This window comes from Streptomyces pseudoechinosporeus, assembly GCF_054783935.1.
Map to the genome: position 1 here is coordinate 136,742 of NZ_BAAGPS010000094.1, position 14,665 is coordinate 151,406.

At 71.3% G+C, this 14,665-nt stretch carries 15 protein-coding genes; 6 read left to right on the forward strand and 9 right to left on the reverse strand.

The window, feature by feature from the left end; all coding sequences use genetic code 11:
• Positions 1 to 1,383, reverse strand: a complete 1,383-nt coding sequence (locus ACYVO6_RS49160) for a hypothetical protein (RefSeq protein WP_461073593.1) — start codon at positions 1,381 to 1,383, stop codon at positions 1 to 3.
• A 234-nt stretch (positions 1,384 to 1,617) separates the two neighbouring features.
• Here ACYVO6_RS49160 and ACYVO6_RS49165 point away from each other — a divergent pair, with 234 nt between their 5' ends.
• Complete coding sequence (locus tag ACYVO6_RS49165; protein ID WP_461073518.1) at positions 1,618 to 2,850, forward strand: molybdopterin-dependent oxidoreductase; 1,233 nt, start codon at positions 1,618 to 1,620, stop codon at positions 2,848 to 2,850.
• Between the two features lie 343 nt (positions 2,851 to 3,193).
• On the opposite strand, the gene ACYVO6_RS49170 is transcribed toward ACYVO6_RS49165, so the two are convergent.
• The 3 genes from ACYVO6_RS49170 to ACYVO6_RS49180 are packed head-to-tail and all read right to left on the reverse strand — an operon-like array spanning position 3,194 to position 5,411.
• Positions 3,194 to 3,982 carry a class I SAM-dependent methyltransferase gene (locus ACYVO6_RS49170; protein WP_461073520.1) on the reverse strand — a complete coding sequence of 263 codons (789 nt, stop codon included), beginning with the start codon at positions 3,980 to 3,982 and terminating at the stop codon, positions 3,194 to 3,196.
• A complete protein-coding gene (locus ACYVO6_RS49175) occupies positions 3,979 to 4,659 on the reverse strand; it encodes a TIGR04282 family arsenosugar biosynthesis glycosyltransferase (protein WP_461073522.1) in 681 nt (226 codons plus the stop codon). The genes ACYVO6_RS49170 and ACYVO6_RS49175 overlap by 4 nt, the downstream gene beginning before the upstream one ends.
• A complete protein-coding gene (locus ACYVO6_RS49180; protein WP_461073524.1) occupies positions 4,656 to 5,411 on the reverse strand; it encodes a glycosyltransferase family 2 protein in 756 nt (251 codons plus the stop codon). The genes ACYVO6_RS49175 and ACYVO6_RS49180 overlap by 4 nt, the downstream gene beginning before the upstream one ends.
• Positions 5,412 to 5,575: 164 nt before the next feature.
• On the opposite strand from ACYVO6_RS49180, the gene ACYVO6_RS49185 reads away from it, so the two are divergent.
• The gene (locus tag ACYVO6_RS49185) at positions 5,576 to 6,331 is read left to right on the forward strand and encodes a response regulator transcription factor (RefSeq protein WP_461073526.1); all 756 of its coding nucleotides are present in this window, start codon (positions 5,576 to 5,578) and stop codon (positions 6,329 to 6,331) included.
• 26 nt (positions 6,332 to 6,357) lie between these two features.
• Entirely contained in the window at positions 6,358 to 7,470 is a 1,113-nt protein-coding gene (locus ACYVO6_RS49190) for a sensor histidine kinase (protein ID WP_461073528.1), read from the forward strand.
• A 103-nt stretch (positions 7,471 to 7,573) separates the two neighbouring features.
• On the opposite strand, the gene ACYVO6_RS49195 is transcribed toward ACYVO6_RS49190, so the two are convergent.
• Together ACYVO6_RS49195 and ACYVO6_RS49200 are read right to left on the reverse strand one after the other, a co-directional pair.
• Entirely contained in the window at positions 7,574 to 8,359 is a 786-nt protein-coding gene (locus tag ACYVO6_RS49195) for a sensor histidine kinase (protein ID WP_461073530.1), read from the reverse strand.
• Positions 8,347 to 9,078 carry a response regulator transcription factor gene (locus ACYVO6_RS49200; protein ID WP_461073532.1) on the reverse strand — a complete coding sequence of 244 codons (732 nt, stop codon included), beginning with the start codon at positions 9,076 to 9,078 and terminating at the stop codon, positions 8,347 to 8,349. Before ACYVO6_RS49200 ends, ACYVO6_RS49195 begins: the two co-directional genes overlap by 13 nt.
• Positions 9,079 to 9,280: 202 nt before the next feature.
• On the opposite strand from ACYVO6_RS49200, the gene ACYVO6_RS49205 reads away from it, so the two are divergent.
• The gene (locus tag ACYVO6_RS49205) at positions 9,281 to 10,642 is read left to right on the forward strand and encodes a hypothetical protein (RefSeq protein WP_461073595.1); all 1,362 of its coding nucleotides are present in this window, start codon (positions 9,281 to 9,283) and stop codon (positions 10,640 to 10,642) included.
• A gap of 23 nt (positions 10,643 to 10,665) precedes the next feature.
• On the opposite strand, the gene ACYVO6_RS49210 is transcribed toward ACYVO6_RS49205, so the two are convergent.
• The 3 genes from ACYVO6_RS49210 to ACYVO6_RS49220 all read right to left on the reverse strand — a co-directional run bounded on the left by ACYVO6_RS49210 (position 10,666) and on the right by ACYVO6_RS49220 (position 13,450).
• Complete coding sequence (locus tag ACYVO6_RS49210; protein WP_461073534.1) at positions 10,666 to 11,667, reverse strand: NAD-dependent epimerase/dehydratase family protein; 1,002 nt, start codon at positions 11,665 to 11,667, stop codon at positions 10,666 to 10,668.
• An 85-nt stretch (positions 11,668 to 11,752) separates the two neighbouring features.
• Positions 11,753 to 12,997: an amidohydrolase gene (locus tag ACYVO6_RS49215; RefSeq protein WP_461073536.1), complete on the reverse strand. Its 1,245-nt coding sequence runs from the start codon at positions 12,995 to 12,997 to the stop codon at positions 11,753 to 11,755.
• Between the two features lie 24 nt (positions 12,998 to 13,021).
• Positions 13,022 to 13,450, reverse strand: a complete 429-nt coding sequence (locus ACYVO6_RS49220; RefSeq protein ID WP_461073538.1) for an ATP-binding protein — start codon at positions 13,448 to 13,450, stop codon at positions 13,022 to 13,024.
• An 84-nt stretch (positions 13,451 to 13,534) separates the two neighbouring features.
• Here ACYVO6_RS49220 and ACYVO6_RS49225 point away from each other — a divergent pair, with 84 nt between their 5' ends.
• Positions 13,535 to 14,383: a helix-turn-helix domain-containing protein gene (locus ACYVO6_RS49225; protein WP_461073540.1), complete on the forward strand. Its 849-nt coding sequence runs from the start codon at positions 13,535 to 13,537 to the stop codon at positions 14,381 to 14,383.
• On the forward strand, positions 14,343 to 14,603 hold the full coding sequence (locus ACYVO6_RS49230) for a DUF397 domain-containing protein (protein ID WP_461073542.1): 261 nt from the start codon (positions 14,343 to 14,345) through the stop codon (positions 14,601 to 14,603). The genes ACYVO6_RS49225 and ACYVO6_RS49230 overlap by 41 nt, the downstream gene beginning before the upstream one ends.
• Positions 14,604 to 14,665: the final 62 nt, after the last annotated feature.

Genomic DNA, 14,665 nt, shown 5'->3' on the forward strand with positions numbered 1-14,665 from the left:
TCACCACCCCGTGTGGAACAGGTGGTTCACCGTCAGCGCCACCGTCACCTGGGCGGCGAGCCAGCCCCGTTGGCCGGACCGCGGCAGCAGGGCCGTAGCGGGCAGGAGCCAGAAGGCGAAGGGGAGCCAGATGCGTTCCGTTTCGGCCTTGCTCATGCCGGAGAGGTCGGCGACAAGCACCATGATGAGCCCGGCGAGGATCAGGCCGAGAAGCCGGTCGGTGGAGGTCGGAGTGCCGCCACGCAGGCGGCGGAAAGCGGTCGGCACAGTGGCAAACGTGCGGCGCAGGCCCGCCACCCCCGCCAGCCCCACAAGAAGCACCGTGCACGCGAGGTTGGCCCAGACGAAGTACCAGTACGGGCGGATGGCGGCCGCGCCCTGGTAGTAGCGTTCGACCAACAGGTGGTACGCCTCCCACCAGTTGAAGCCCGCGAGGGTGAAGGCGACGGGGACGACGGCCGCGCCCGCCAGTAGCGGGAGGAGGAGGGTGAGTGGCCACTGTCGCCAGGTCAGTAGGAGCACGGCTGCGGCGATGATCGCGAACAGGGTCAGGCCGTAGGAGAGATAGACGGTGAGGCCCAGCAGCAGTCCGGAGCCGAAGGCGAGTGTCCTGCGCCCACCGGTCGCCGCCAGTGCCAGCAGTGCCACCGCCCACGCCGCCACCGCCGCGAAGTAACCGTCCGCCGACGCCCCCACCCAGATCGCCGCCGGGGCCAGGGCGACGAAAGGCGCGGCTCGGCGGGCCAGCGTTTCGTCAGCGAGGGTGCGTACGGCGATGAGGACCGCCGCGGCGGCGGAAGCGCCGACCGTGATGCAGAAGACGCCCGCCCAGCCACCGCCGCCGAGGCCGATACGGTCCAGCCAGACGAAGGTGAGCGTCGCGGCCGGTGGATGGCCGGCGATGTGCGGGGGCCAGTGGTCGGGCGAGTCGATCAGGATGTGCTGGGTGAAGCCGCGCAGGGTGGCCCCGATGTCGTCGAAGCGGTCGATGACCGTCAGGTACTCGTAGCGGGTGGTGAGCCGTCGCTCGATGCCGTAGTACCAGCCGTCGATCAGCGCGAGCGACCACGTCCAGGCCATCGCGACGAACCAGGTCACCGGCACGAGCACCCGCCACGGCAGACGGGCCGCGAGCGAAGGACCGTACGCGATCACCGCCACGGCCAGCGTGATCGCGGCCGGAGTGCCGGGCCCCACCTGCGGCGACCACCAGGCGTACAGCGGCGCCCAGGCGAGGTGCAGGGAGCCGGCGGAGTTCTCGATGGCGTGGCCTACGACAGCGGCCGTGGCGAAGAGGAGCACCGCGGCTCCGGCGGCGTACAGATCACGGCGAAGGTTCCGGCGGGAGCCAAGGCCGGTGTCTTGCCCGACGTCTTGGCCCACGTCTCGGCCGGCGTCCTGCCCGATGTCCTGGCCGGAGGCATGCCCGACGTTCTGGCGGAGGTCATCGCGCTGGTCCTGGTTCCGCTTCCGGCCAGCTTCCCGGAGAAGGTCACGGTTCACAGCGGAAACGCTAGGGCGGAAGCCGGCCCGTAGCGTCCCGGCCAGCACGGACGTCAGCGTTTCGTCATGAGTCCAGCCCCTCTCGGCCCGCCCGTACCGGCCTACCGTCGGGGCATGAGCGAACGGCTCCCCACTTCCCCCGCCTTCTGGCGCAGCCCGCTGCGCGGCCCTCGGCTCACCTCGTTACTCGGTGTCGTGCTGCTCGCCGGGCTCACCGTCCTGTTTGTGACGGGCCTCGTGTCGTACGCCGCGTACAACCCGAACCTCTCGCCGGTCAACGACAAGACCCCGGACAAGGGCCTCCTCGGCTTCTACCTCTTCGCCTGGCCCACCGACCCGCCCTGGCTGTACCGACTCAACCAGGGCGCGCACGTCACGCTCGGCATCGCCCTGATCCCCGTACTCCTCGCCAAGCTGTGGTCGGTCATTCCGAAGCTGTTCGAGCTGCCGCCCGCGCGCTCGCTCGGCCACGCGCTGGAACGGCTCTCGCTGCTCGTGCTGGTCGGCAGCGCGCTGTTCGAGTTCGTGACGGGAGTGCTGAACGTCCAGCTGGACTACCTCTTCCCCGGCTCCTTCTATCCCCTGCACTTCTACGGCGCCTGGGTCTTCTTCGCCGCCTTCGTCGCGCACACGGTGCTGAAGACGCCGACGGTGCTGCGCAACATTCGGCGCGAACGGGGCGAGGAGAAAGGGGAGTTGGTGGCGCCCCGGCCCGACGCGACGCCCACCGTCTCCCGGCGCGGGGCGCTCCAACTCGTCGGCGGTTCGTCGTTGTTCCTGCTCGCCACGACCGCGGGCCAGAGTTTCGACGGGCCCCTGCGCCAAACGGCGGTGCTCGCGCCGCACGGCGGTTCCAACCCGGGCTCGGGACCCGGCGGCTTCCAGATCAACAAGACGGCCGCGGCCGTGGGGATCCAGGCGACCGAGACGAGTGAGGAGGCGTGGCGGCTCGTCGTCGAAGGGCGTCATACGGTCCGGCTCAGCCGGGCCCAGCTCCATGAACTGCCCCTGTACAGCGCCGCGTTGCCGATCGCCTGTGTGGAGGGCTGGTCGACGGGCGACCAGTGGTGGCGGGGCGTACGGCTGCGGGATCTGGCGGAGTTGGCGGGGTACGAGCAGGGCCAGGAACCCGATCTGTTCGTGGAGTCCCTCCAGCGAGCGGGTTCCTTCCGCCGGGCCGCCCTGCGTGACAACCAGGTCCGCGACCCGCGCTCGCTGCTCGCCCTGTACGTCAACGGCGAGCCGCTGACCCCCGACCACGGCTACCCGGCGCGCATCATCGTCCCCGCCGCACCCGGAGTGCTGAACACCAAGTGGGTGGCCCGCCTGACGTTCGGAGACCTGTGATGCACGTACGAATGACGAACGTACGGAACCGGTGGCGCCGCTGGTACGGCGAAAGCCCCCTCCAACTCCTGCTCCTCACCTGCTCGTTCGCACTCGTGGCGTATGCCGGCGTACAGCTGCTCGCGGGGGACTGGTGGGGCGTACTGATGTGGATGGTCGGGGCGGCGTTGCTGCACGACCTCGTGCTGCTGCCGCTGTACGCCGTTGCCGACCGGGTCGTCGGGGCGGCGCTCGGGGCGGTCGGGCGCCGGGAGTGGCTGATGTTCGTGCGCGTCCCGGCGGCCCTGTCCGGACTTCTGCTGCTGGTGTGGTTTCCGCTGATCAGCGGGCGAGTCAAGCGGCGTTACGAGGCGTCCACCGGTTCGTCCGCCGATGTGTTCCTGGCCCGCTGGCTGCTGATGACGGCCGTGCTCTTCGGGGTGTCGGCGCTGTGGATGCTGATCCGTTCGGTGCGGGCGCGGCGCAGGGCCACGAAGCAGCGTCCGTCCGCCGTCCACTGACCGGCCGTACCGTCCGTACGCCAGCCGAGCCGGCGTGCGCGCCTCAGCAGGGCGCGGCTGCCGAGCCGGGCCCAGGGGAACGGGGTTCCCGCGGCTCCCTGGGCGTCGGTGACATGGACCTGCACCTGCTCGTCGACGTCCACGGGCGCCGTCTCGGCGATCAACAGGCCGCCCGGAGCGAGGAGTTGGGCGATCCTGCGGAGAAGGGCGTCCGGGTCGCCGCCGATCCCGATGTTCCCGTCGATGAGCAGCGCCGTGTCCCAGCGCCCCTCCCCCGGCAACGGCTCGAACACCGACCGGCGCAACGCCTGCCCGCCGAGCCGGACGGTGTGTGCGACGGCCGCCTCGCTGACGTCGATCCCGAGCACGGTCCGCCCCCGTAAGGCGAGCGCCGCGACCAGCCGCCCGGGTCCGCAGCCCACATCCAGTACGGCCCCTTCGCACCGCTGCAGCGCCGAAAGATCGGCGCCGTCGGCCCGCGCACACCACCGCTCGACCTCCAGCGGGAGCAGCCAGCCGTCGGTGCGGCGGAGGAAGAGGGGGCCGCGCCCGTCGCGGAGAGCGTCCGCGTACGGGTCGACGCACCACGCGGTCGCTGTACTCGCCGTACCCGTCGCACTCGCCGTGCTCACCGCCCCACGACCGCTCGCTCGACGTCCGGTCGCTCCACGTCCGCTCGCCGCACGCCCGCCGACACCCGGTCGTACTCCGCCGCGAACCGGCCGCCCTGCCCCTGAACCATGACCTGTTCGGCGACCAGCCAGGCGTCGTACGCCGTGTCGACGTCCCGCAGCCGCGGCAGATCGCGTACGCGCAGTCCGGCGGTGGTGAGCCGGGCCCGCTGCACGGCTCCTGTCGTGGGCGTCGACATCGGTACGCCACGCAGCAGCGCGGGGTCGGGCGAGGCGAGCCCCAGCGCCCAGAAGCCGCCGTCCTCCGCGGGCCCGAACCAGGCGTCGCAGTCTGTGAAGTCCGCCCCGAACGCGAGGAGTTCGGCGGTCATCTGCGGGGTGTCCATGCCGACGAGCAGCGTCGGCCCCGCGCAGTCCGCGAACGCCGCGGCCAGCCGTTCGTCGAGCCCGCCCGCGCTCTGGGGGACCACCTCGACGCCGGGCGGCAGCCATGGCCCCGGCTCCCCGTCGAGCACCAGGACCCGCCGGTCCGCGGGCGTCGCGAGCACCGCGCTCAAGGTGTCGGCCAGCGCGGCCTCCGCCAGCGCCGCCGCCTCCTCGGGCGTGAACGGCGGGGTGAGCCGGGTCTTCACGCGTCCGGGGCGCGGTTCCTTGGCGATGACGAGCAGGGTGGTCATCGGTGGGCTCCTCCTTGGAAGGGTCCTTGGCCGGTTCCTCGGCCGGAGTCGTGGACGGTGGCGTACGCCGGCTCCGTCAGCACCCGGCGCATGTCCCGTACCGCGTGCCAGGTCCCGCGCCAGGTGCCGGTGACCTTGGAGGTGCCGGTGCGCGGCAGGTACGGAACGTCGTGCTCGGCGATGCGCCAGCCGGCGTCGGCGGCGCGGACGACCATCTGCAGGGGGTAGCCGCTGCGGCGGTCCGTGAGCCCGAGGCCGAGCAGGGCCTCGCGGCGGGCGGCACGGAGCGGGCCCAGGTCGTGCAGGCGTACGCCGGTACGGCGGCGGAGCATCCGGGACAGCGCGAGATTGCCCGCGCGGGCGTGCGCCGGCCAGGCGCCACGGCCCTGCGGGCGCCGCCGCCCGAGCACCAGATCGGCCTCACCGTCACGGATCTCGCGTACGAAGGGCACGAGCAGGGACGGGTCGAGCGAGGCGTCGCAGTCGCAGAAGCAGACGATGTCCGCGCTCGCGGCGAGCAGCCCCGCGTGGCAGGCCGCCCCGAAGCCGCGTCGCTCCTCGTGGACGACACTCGCGCCGAGGTCGCGGGCCACGTCGGCGGAGCCGTCGGTGGAACCGTTGTCCACGACGAGCGCGCGCCAGCCCTCGGGGATGAGGGCCAGCACCCAGGGGAGCGCGGCGGCTTCGTTCAGACAGGGCAGGACGACATCGACGTCGGGTTTCGTGGTGGGGTTGGGGTACACGGCTTTCACAGTACGAACGTGAAGCGGACATAACAGACAGCGGCTCCTTACGAAACACGGACGTCGGTCCGCTGAGGGGATTCCTGAGGGATCTCCGGACGGATCTCCTTACGAATCAAGGACGGACGAAGCGGGGCAGGACATCCGCGCGCCCGTGGTGCGACCCTGACGTCATGCACCAGCCGCAGCCGTACGACAACCCCGGCCCCTCCGGCACCCGCGTCCTCGTCGTCGACGACGACCCCACCGTCGCCGAGATCGTCTCGGGCTACCTCGACCGCGCCGGATACGTCGTGGACCGCGCCGTCGACGGCCCCGCCGCGCTCGCGCAGGCCACCGCGCACTGGCCCGACCTGGTCGTACTGGACCTGATGCTGCCCGGCATGGACGGCCTTGAGGTGTGCCGCCGGATGCGCGGGCGGGGCCCCGTACCCGTGATCATGCTGACCGCCCGCGGCGACGAGGACGACCGGATCCTCGGCCTGGAGGTCGGCGCCGACGACTACGTCACCAAGCCGTTCAGCCCCCGCGAGCTGGTCCTGCGCGTCGAGTCCGTACTGCGCCGCAGCCGGCCCTCCGCCGAACCGCGCGGACTGCTGCGCGCGGCCGGACTCAGCGTGGATCCCGAGGGCCGCCGCGCCACCAAGGACGGTACGGAACTCGCCCTCACCGTCCGCGAGTTCGACCTCCTCGCCTTCTTCCTGCGGCACCCCGGACACGCGTACAGCCGCGAGGAGCTGATGCGCGAGGTCTGGGGCTGGGACTTCGGCGACCTCTCCACGGTCACCGTCCATGTCCGCAGACTGCGCGCCAAGATCGAGACGGACCCGGCGCGGCCCGCGCTGATCCAGACGGTGTGGGGGGTGGGGTACCGCTTCGACACGGCCGGTGCTGACGCGGCCGGTGTTTCCGACGGAGGGGAGGGCTGATGATCGCCATGGAGGAAATACCCCCCATGCAGGACATACTCCTCATCGCCTTCTTCGCCTTCCTCGGAGCGGCGGCCGCCGGGCTGTTCGGGGCGCTCACGCTGCGGCTCGTCCGGCGGCGGTCCCTGACCGTCTCGCTGGGCGTGGTCACCGCCGTCGCCGTGACCGCGATGCTCGCCGGAACACTGGCAGTGGCGCAGGCGATGTTCCTGAACGATCACGACCTCACCGTCGTGACGACCGTCGTCGCGATGGCGGCCGTGGTCTCCTTGGCGACGGCGATGCTCCTGGGCCGCTGGGTGGTCGCCCGCAGCCGGGCGCTCACGCTCGCCGCCCGCTCCTTCGGCGACGGCGGTGACTTCGCCGCGCCCGCAGGGCACGCGACCGCCGAACTCGAAGCACTGAGCCGGGAGCTGGCGGCCACCAGCGCGAAGCTTCACGAGTCCCGGGAGCGCGAACGCGCCCTGGAGACCTCCCGGCGCGAGCTGGTCGCCTGGATCTCGCACGACCTGCGCACGCCGCTGGCCGGCCTGCGCGCGATGTCGGAGGCGCTGGAGGACGGGGTCGCGGCGGAGCCGGAGCGCTATCTGCGGCAGATCCGTACGGAGGTCGAGCGGCTCAACGACATGGTCGGCGACCTCTTCGAACTCTCCCGCATCCATGCGGGCGCGCTGGCGCTGAGCCCTTCACGGATGTCGGTGTACGACCTCGTCGGGGACGCGCTCGCGGGGGCGCACGCGCTCGCCCGCGAGCATGGCGTACGGCTGGTCGGCGCCGGCATCGATCCGGTGCCGGTCGAGGTCGACGGCAAGGAGATGAGTCGCGTACTCGGGAATCTGCTGGTCAACGCGATTCGGCGGACGCCGTCGGATGGGACGGTGGCCGTTTCCGCGCACCGGTCCCCGGAGGGGGTTGTGTTGTCGGTGACGGACGGCTGCGGAGGCATTCCCGAGGAGGATCTGCCGCGCGTCTTCGATACGGGGTGGCGGGGTACCCATGCGCGGACGCCTCCGGCGGGGGCGGGGCTTGGGCTCGCTATCGTGCGCGGGATTGTGGAGGCTCACCAGGGGCGGGCGGTTGTACGTAACGTGTCGGGGGGTTGCCGGTTCGAGGTGACGCTGCCGACGGTCGATGCGTAAGCGCTCCGCTGGCGGGCCGGTTCGAAGCTGCGGATTCGTTGTGGCTGGTCGCGCAGTTCCCCGCGCCCCTAAAAGAAGAGGCCCGCTTTAGCACAACGAGTAATCAAGGCGCCGCCGGCAGTCGCACCCTGAACCACGCCCCCGCGTCCGACGGTTCAAGACTCGCCGTGCCGCCGTGGGCCACGGCTATCGCCGCTACGACGCTGAGCCCGAGACCCGTGCCGGAGGCGGAGGTGCCCGAGTCGCCCCGTACGAAGGGGTCGAAGACATGGGCCCGGAGGTCGGGCGGCACCCCTGGGCCCTCGTCCTTCACCTCCAGGACCCGGTAGCCGTCTTCCGTGCCGACCGCCAGGGTGGTCGCGGTGCCCACGGGGGTGTGTCTGCGGGCGTTGGCCAGCAGGTTGGCGATCACCTGGTGGAGGCGCAGGGTGTCGGCGCGGACGATGTGGTCGCCGGGGGCGACGAGGAGCCGTACCGGATGCTCGGGGTGGAGGTCGCGGGCGGAGGTGACCGCTTCGCGGCACAGGTCGGCCAGGTCGATCCGTTGGGGTTTCAGTGCGCGGCGCAGGTCGTGGCGGGACAGCAGGACCAGTTCGTCGATGAGCGAGTCCATGCGCACGATCTCGTCGTGCACGCGCCCGAGCGCCTCGGTGCGCAGCTCCTCGTTGAAGCGGTCGCCGACGAGGGCCATCTGGGCGTAACCGGAGATGGTGGTCAGCGGGTTGCGCAGCTCATGCCCCGCGGTGACCAGGAACTGCCGCAGCCGCAGCTCCGACTTCTCCCAACGCTGGGCCTCCCGCCGGTGCATCACCAGCACACCGGCCGGCGTCGCCGCGAGCAACAGCGCGAGGCTCAGCTGGATCCAGAGCTCGAGGCTCAGGTCGCGCACAGCTGATAGCCCACACCGCGGACGGTCCGGATCAGTGACTGGTCCCCGTCGCCGAGCTTGCGGCGCAGGTAGTAGACGTATGTGTCCACGATGCCGGAGCTCTCGTCGCGGTGGTTCCAGACGCGTTCCTGGATCTGGAGGCGGGTGAGCACCCGGCCCGCGTTCTCCATCAGATAGCGCAGCAGGGAGAACTCGGTGTGGGTGAGCCCGACGGGCTGCCCGGACGCCCACACCTGGTAGGTGTCGGGGTCGAGTTGTACGTGTCCGGCCCTCAACTGGCTGCTCTGCTCGGGCCGTTCGCCGGTGCGGCGCAGCAGGGCGCGGATGCGGGCCACCACTTCCTTCAGTTCGAACGGCTTGGTGACGAAGTCGTCGCCGCCGAGGTCGAGTCCGCGTACCCGGTCGTCGACGTCGGTACGTCCGGTGAGGAACAACACCGGTACGTTCAGGCCGCGTTCGCGCAGGCTGCTGCAGACCTCGAAGCCGTCGAGGTCGGGAAGGTTGACGTCGAGCAGGACGAGGTCGGGGGCGCGGCGGGTGACGGCGTTCAGGGCCTGGCAGCCGGTGGCGGCGCAGGTCACCTCGAAGCCGACGAACTCCAGGGCCATGGTGAGCATGGCGCGGACGCCGTCCTCGTCGTCCACCACGAGGAGGTGGCCGGTGGCGGGGGCGGTGTTGGTGGCAGTGGTGGCTTGTGTGGTGGGGACAGGGTGAGTCATGTCCTGTTCCTTTGCTGGCCGAGGTACTTCAGCTGGCCTTGATACTTCAAGTTTCACAGGAGCACCCATAGTCACACGTACCCGCAGGTAGGGTGAGGGACTTCGTCCGCTTGCTCGAACCCCATGGTTCCCTCTGTCCCCGCTTTGCACGCGCAGCGGTTACGGTGCTGACGTGCTGATCGATGGGGAGGGGGCGGGAACGATGCCTGGAACGGTGCTGCTGCTCGCGGCTTCGCCGGCGGGCAAGGGGTGTCTGGTGGACGCGGCGTCGGTGCTTCCCGTGCTCGCGGCGGTGGCGCCCGCGGTGCTCTCCGGCGCGGACACCGCGAACGTCGTCGAACTGGCCGACCCCTTGGAACCCCAGGCCGTCCTGACCCGCCTGCGCGCCGCCGCGACGGCTCCCGGCCCGCTGACGGTCTTCCTCACCGGCCAGCTCCAACTCGACCGCCGCCAACGGCTTCCGCACCTGGCCCTGGCCCGTACGACCCCGTCGACCGTCCGCTACACCGGCTTCCCCTGGCACTGGATCCGCGAGGAGCTGCGGCTGCGCGCCCCCGGCAGCACAACGGTGTTCGTCGACCTCCACACCGACGCGGAGACCTGGCAGCACCTGGTCACGCAGCCGCTCGCCGTCGGTCCGGGAGCCCGGCTGTACGGACGGGTCGCCCCGCCCCCGCCCCGACGGACGCTCGCGGTGCCGACATACATGAAGTCCGTCGCGACGATCCTGCGCAGCGGGCACCGCCCGGCGCCGGGCCAGTTGCACCAGCAGGCACTGACGCGGGTGTCGGGGGAGGAGCCGGAGGCGATACGGCGGGACCTCGTGCTGGCGGTGGAGTCGGGGGCGGTACGGGGGCCTTGGGAGACCGCGGTGACGGGGTCGGGCGCGATACCGGGTGCGCCCGCGGTGCCGGAGCCCGGCGGGATGCCGGGCACGGCCGCGGCTGCGATGGCCTCCGCGCCTGCGGTGCCGACGTCGGCTGCGGCGCGGGGTGCGGGTGCGGTACCTTCCGCGCCCGCACCCTTCGTGCCAGCCCCCGCCGTTCCCGCGCCCTTCGTCCCCGCCGCCTCTCCGCCGGAGGCGCCCGCGCCCTTCGTCCCCGCCGCCCCGCCGCCGGAGGCATCCGCCCCCTCCGACCCCCACGCCGAGATCGCCTCCGCCGTGGAGGCCGGACGGCACGGTGACGCCGACGGGATGGCCGGCCGCTGGGAGGAGGAGGCTCTGCGTACGTACGGGCCCGGTTCGGACGAGGTCGTGCACTGGATGGAAGTGCGGGCCGATCTGGCCATGTTCGCCGGGGACGCCGTGCGCAGCTGCCGGACCTGGCTGGCCGTGGCCGATGTACGGCTCGGCGCGGGTCAGTCCCCGGACGCCCCCGGTGTCGAGGCGGCCGTCGACCGGGCCCACCACCAGTGGGGCCGTATCGCCGACGCGGGCCCGGCTCGCGAACTGGGCGCCGCCCTCGCCGAGTTGCGCGCACGCGTACCGGGCCGCCGCGAGGGCGCGCTCCAGCACATACACCGGCGTCTGGAGCAACTGAGGGCGACGCAGCAGGTGGGCTGACGAACTACCCGGTCGTTACCTGGTCAGCCGGGATCCCTCAGCCCCGCCGCCGTGGCGAACTCCCGTACGCCCTCCTCGAACCCCATCTCCGGCTTCCACCCCAACTCCCCGCGCACCCGCGCCGAATCCGCCGTGATGTGCCGGACGTCGCCGAGCCGGTACTCCCCGGTGACGACGGGCGCCGGACCCCCATGGGCGGCGGCCAGCGCTTCGGCCAGCTCGCCCACGGTGTGCGGATCGCCGCTGCCCACGTTGTAGGCGGTGAAGGGGGCGGCGTCCGAAAGGGCCTCCAGAGCCAGCACATTGGCGGAAGCCACATCACGCACATGCACGAAGTCCCGCCGCTGCCCCCCGTCCTCGAAGACCCGAGGCGACTGACCACGTGCCAGCGCGGAACGGAAGAAGGAGGCGACCCCCGCGTACGGAGTGTCGCGCGGCATCCCCGGCCCGTACACGTTGTGGTACCGAAGCGAAACCGTCCGTCCGCCCACCGCACGGGCCCAGGAGGAGGCCAGATGCTCCTGGGCGAGCTTGGTCGTGGCGTACACGTTGCGGGGATCGACGGGAGCGTCCTCACCCACAAGCCCCGGCGCCAACTCGGCACCGCAGACAGGGCAGTTGGGCTCGAAGCGCCCGGCGTCGAGATCGGCGACATCCCGAGGCCCCGGCCGCACGACCCCATGCCGCCCGCACTCGTACCGCCCCTCCCCATAAACGACCATCGACCCGGCGAGCACCAGCCCCCGCACCCCCACATCCGCCATGGCCGACAACAACACGGCGGTCCCAAGATCATTGCTGCTCACATACGCGGCCGCATCCTCGAACCCCTTCCCCAGCCCCACCATGGCGGCCTGATGACACACGGCATCCACCCCGTCGAGCGCCCGCCCCACGGCGTCCCGATCCCGCACATCGCCCCCGGACACGAGGTCGTAGACGACCCCCTCATGCCCCCGCGCCCGAAGCGCCTCCACGATCGCCGACCCGATGAACCCGGCTCCGCCGGTGACCAGTACTCGCATAACGGGAACGCTAGGCCCGCACCCCGCCGAACACCGCTTCCGCGCCCAGCACGTCACGGCTCCGTAAGAACAGGTGCGGGACTGGTCACCGCCCCGCCAGCATCTCCAGCGCCCCCGACACCAACGTCCGCACCCCCGGCCCCACCGTCCCCAGGTCAGGGGCGAAGTGCGGGCTGTGGTTGCTCGGGACCGCTGCGAGCTGTTGCATCAGGTCGCCGGCCGTGGCCGCCTCGTTCCATACGTCGGCGGGGGTGCTCGTCACGAACCAGTACGCGTACGGGAGGCCGCCCTCGGCGAGGAAGGGGAAGTCCTCGCTGCCCATCACGGGGCCGAAGTCGAGGACCGTGCCCGCGCCGAAGACCTCGCCGTGGACGGCGGCGACGCGGCGGTCGGTGTCCATGTCGTTGACGGTGACCGGGAAGCTGCTGCCGACGGTGACCGTGGGTTCGCGCGGGCAGCCCGCCGCCGCGCACTCGCCCGCGGCGATGCGACGGATCGCGGCGAGCATCCGGTCGCGTACGTCGGCGGACTGCGTACGGAGGTTGAGGGCGATGTGCGCCTCGGACGGGATGATGTTGTGCCGGGTGCCCGCCTCGATCCGCCCGACCGTCAGGACGGCGGACTCCCGGGCCGCCAACTCCCTTGATACGACGGTCTGCAGACGCGTCACGATGTACGCCGCCGTCACCACCGGGTCGACCGTCGCCTCGGGCCGGGACCCGTGGCCGCCCACCCCGTGCACGACGATGTCGACGTCCGTCGCGGCGGACATGATCAGGCCGGGCGAGTGCGCGTACAGCCCGGTCGGCCCGGGCGCCGCGTGCTGCGCGAGCAGGACGTCGGGGCGCGGGAAACGTTCGTACAGCCCGTCCCCGACCATCGCCGCCGCCCCCATGCCGGTCTCCTCGGCGGGCTGGCCCACCACGAGCAGCGTGCCGGACCAGGTGTCGCGCCCGTCGGCGAGCGCGGACGCGGCGCCCGCGAGCCAGGTGACGTGCAGGTCGTGCCCGCAGGCGTGCATGACACCGGGCGTCTCGGAGGCGTACGGCAGCCCGGTCTCCTCGGCGACCGGCAGCGCGTCCATGTCGCCGCGCAGCAGTACGGTCGGCCCGTCGCCGTTGCGCAGCAGCCCCACCACCCCCGTACCGCCGACGTCCTCGGCCGTCTCGTACCCGGCCGCCCGCAACCGCTCCGCGAGCCGCGCCGCCGTGCGGTGTTCGGCGAGGGACAGCTCCGGATGGCGGTGCAGGTCGCGGTAGAAGTCCTCCAGCGCGGGGAGCGGGAGGTCGGCGGTGAGGTCCAGCGCGGTACGGGCGGCGGGAGAGGTCACGAGTTGCAGCGTACGGTCATGTCTTCATGTCTGTGCCTTGGCGTCGCACTCGAACCACACCGTCTTGCCGGGGCGGCCGTCCGTCAACGGCTGCCAGCCCCACCGGTCCGTGACCGCCTCTGTGATCAGCAGACCCCGGCCGCCCTCCGTCAGTTCGTCCACAGCTGTGGACAACGGCGGCGAGGGGCAGGGGTCCGTCACCTCCACCCGCACCCCCTCCGGCCGCCGCAGTATCAGCAGCGAACAGCGCCGCCCCGGTACGTGCCGTACGACATTCGCCACCAGCTCGGTGAGTGCGAGGCCCGCCGCGTCGATCAGTTCGGGCATCTGCCATGCCATCAGGTACGCCCGGAGAATGCGGCGCAAGTACCGGGCCGAGTGGTCACCGACGGTGAAGTTGCCGCCATACCTGGCGCCAAGTCCCGCCTCTGGAAGGTCAGTTGCGTGATTCACGCCACCAGAGTGGAGTCGATTGACTACGCTCGGCTACACCTGGAACGAAACGATGTGCCGTGTGCACTTGGGAGTTGGCGCCCCATGGTCAATATCCGCAACCTCGATCCCAGCGCGAGCCCGCTGGACTACTACGGCGCGGAGCTGCGCCGCTTCCGCGAAGCGGCGGGGCTCAGCCAGAAGCAGTTGGGTTCCGCCGTGTTCTGTACGGGGTCCCTGATCGGTCAGATCGAGACGGCGCACAAGGTTCCGACGCGGGAGTTCAGCGAGCGGGTGGATGTGGCGTTGGAGACGGGGGGCGCCTTCTCGCGGTTGGTCGGGCTGGTACTCCGGTCCCAGCTGCCGAGTTGGTTCCAGCCGTACGCGGAGATGGAGGCGCGAGCCACGTACATCTCCACGTTTCAGGCGCAGGTGGTCTACGGGCTCCTGCAGACGGAGGAGTACGCACGTGCCGTGCTCGGTGCCCCGGAGCCGGAGAACCTCGACGAGTTGGTCGCGGCCCGGATGGAGCGGCAACGCATCCTGCGGAAGGAGAATCCGCCGCTGGTCTGGGTGGTACTGGACGAGGCAGTGCTGTATCGCCCCATGGGCGGCCGGAAGGTCATGCGAAACCAACTCGCGCACATGTTGAGCTGCGGCAGCCAACGGCGAGTGAAGATCCAGGTGTTGCCCTTCTCGGCTGGCCAACACCCGGGTCTCCCGGGCGCGTTCAACCTCCTGCGCTTCGACGACGACCCGGACATCGTCTACACCGAGGACTTCATCCAGGGGCACATGACCGCCAACCCGGACAGCGTCAGCGAGGGCTGGCTCCATTACGATCAACTGCAGGCTGCCGCACTCTCGGTGCAGGACTCGGCAGCGCTGATCGCCCACGTAATGGAGGAGCGCTATGGAGACCAGCCAGGGGCTGACAGCCGCGACGTGGCGTAAGTCCAGTTACAGCAGCAGCAGTGGCGGTGACTGTGTCGAGTGCGCCCCGCTCGGCACCGCCGAGTGGCGCAAGTCGACGCACAGCGGCAGCACCGGAGGTGACTGCGTCGAGGTCGCCGACCTCACCCCCCACATCGCCGTCCGCGACTCCAAGAACCCCGAAGGCGGAGCCTTCACCGTCACCCCCGACGCCTTCTCCGCCTTCGTCACCTCGCTGTAGACCGGTCGAAGTTATCCGGAGTGCTTTGGCAGTCCGATCTTCTACCTCCCTCGTGCCCGCCT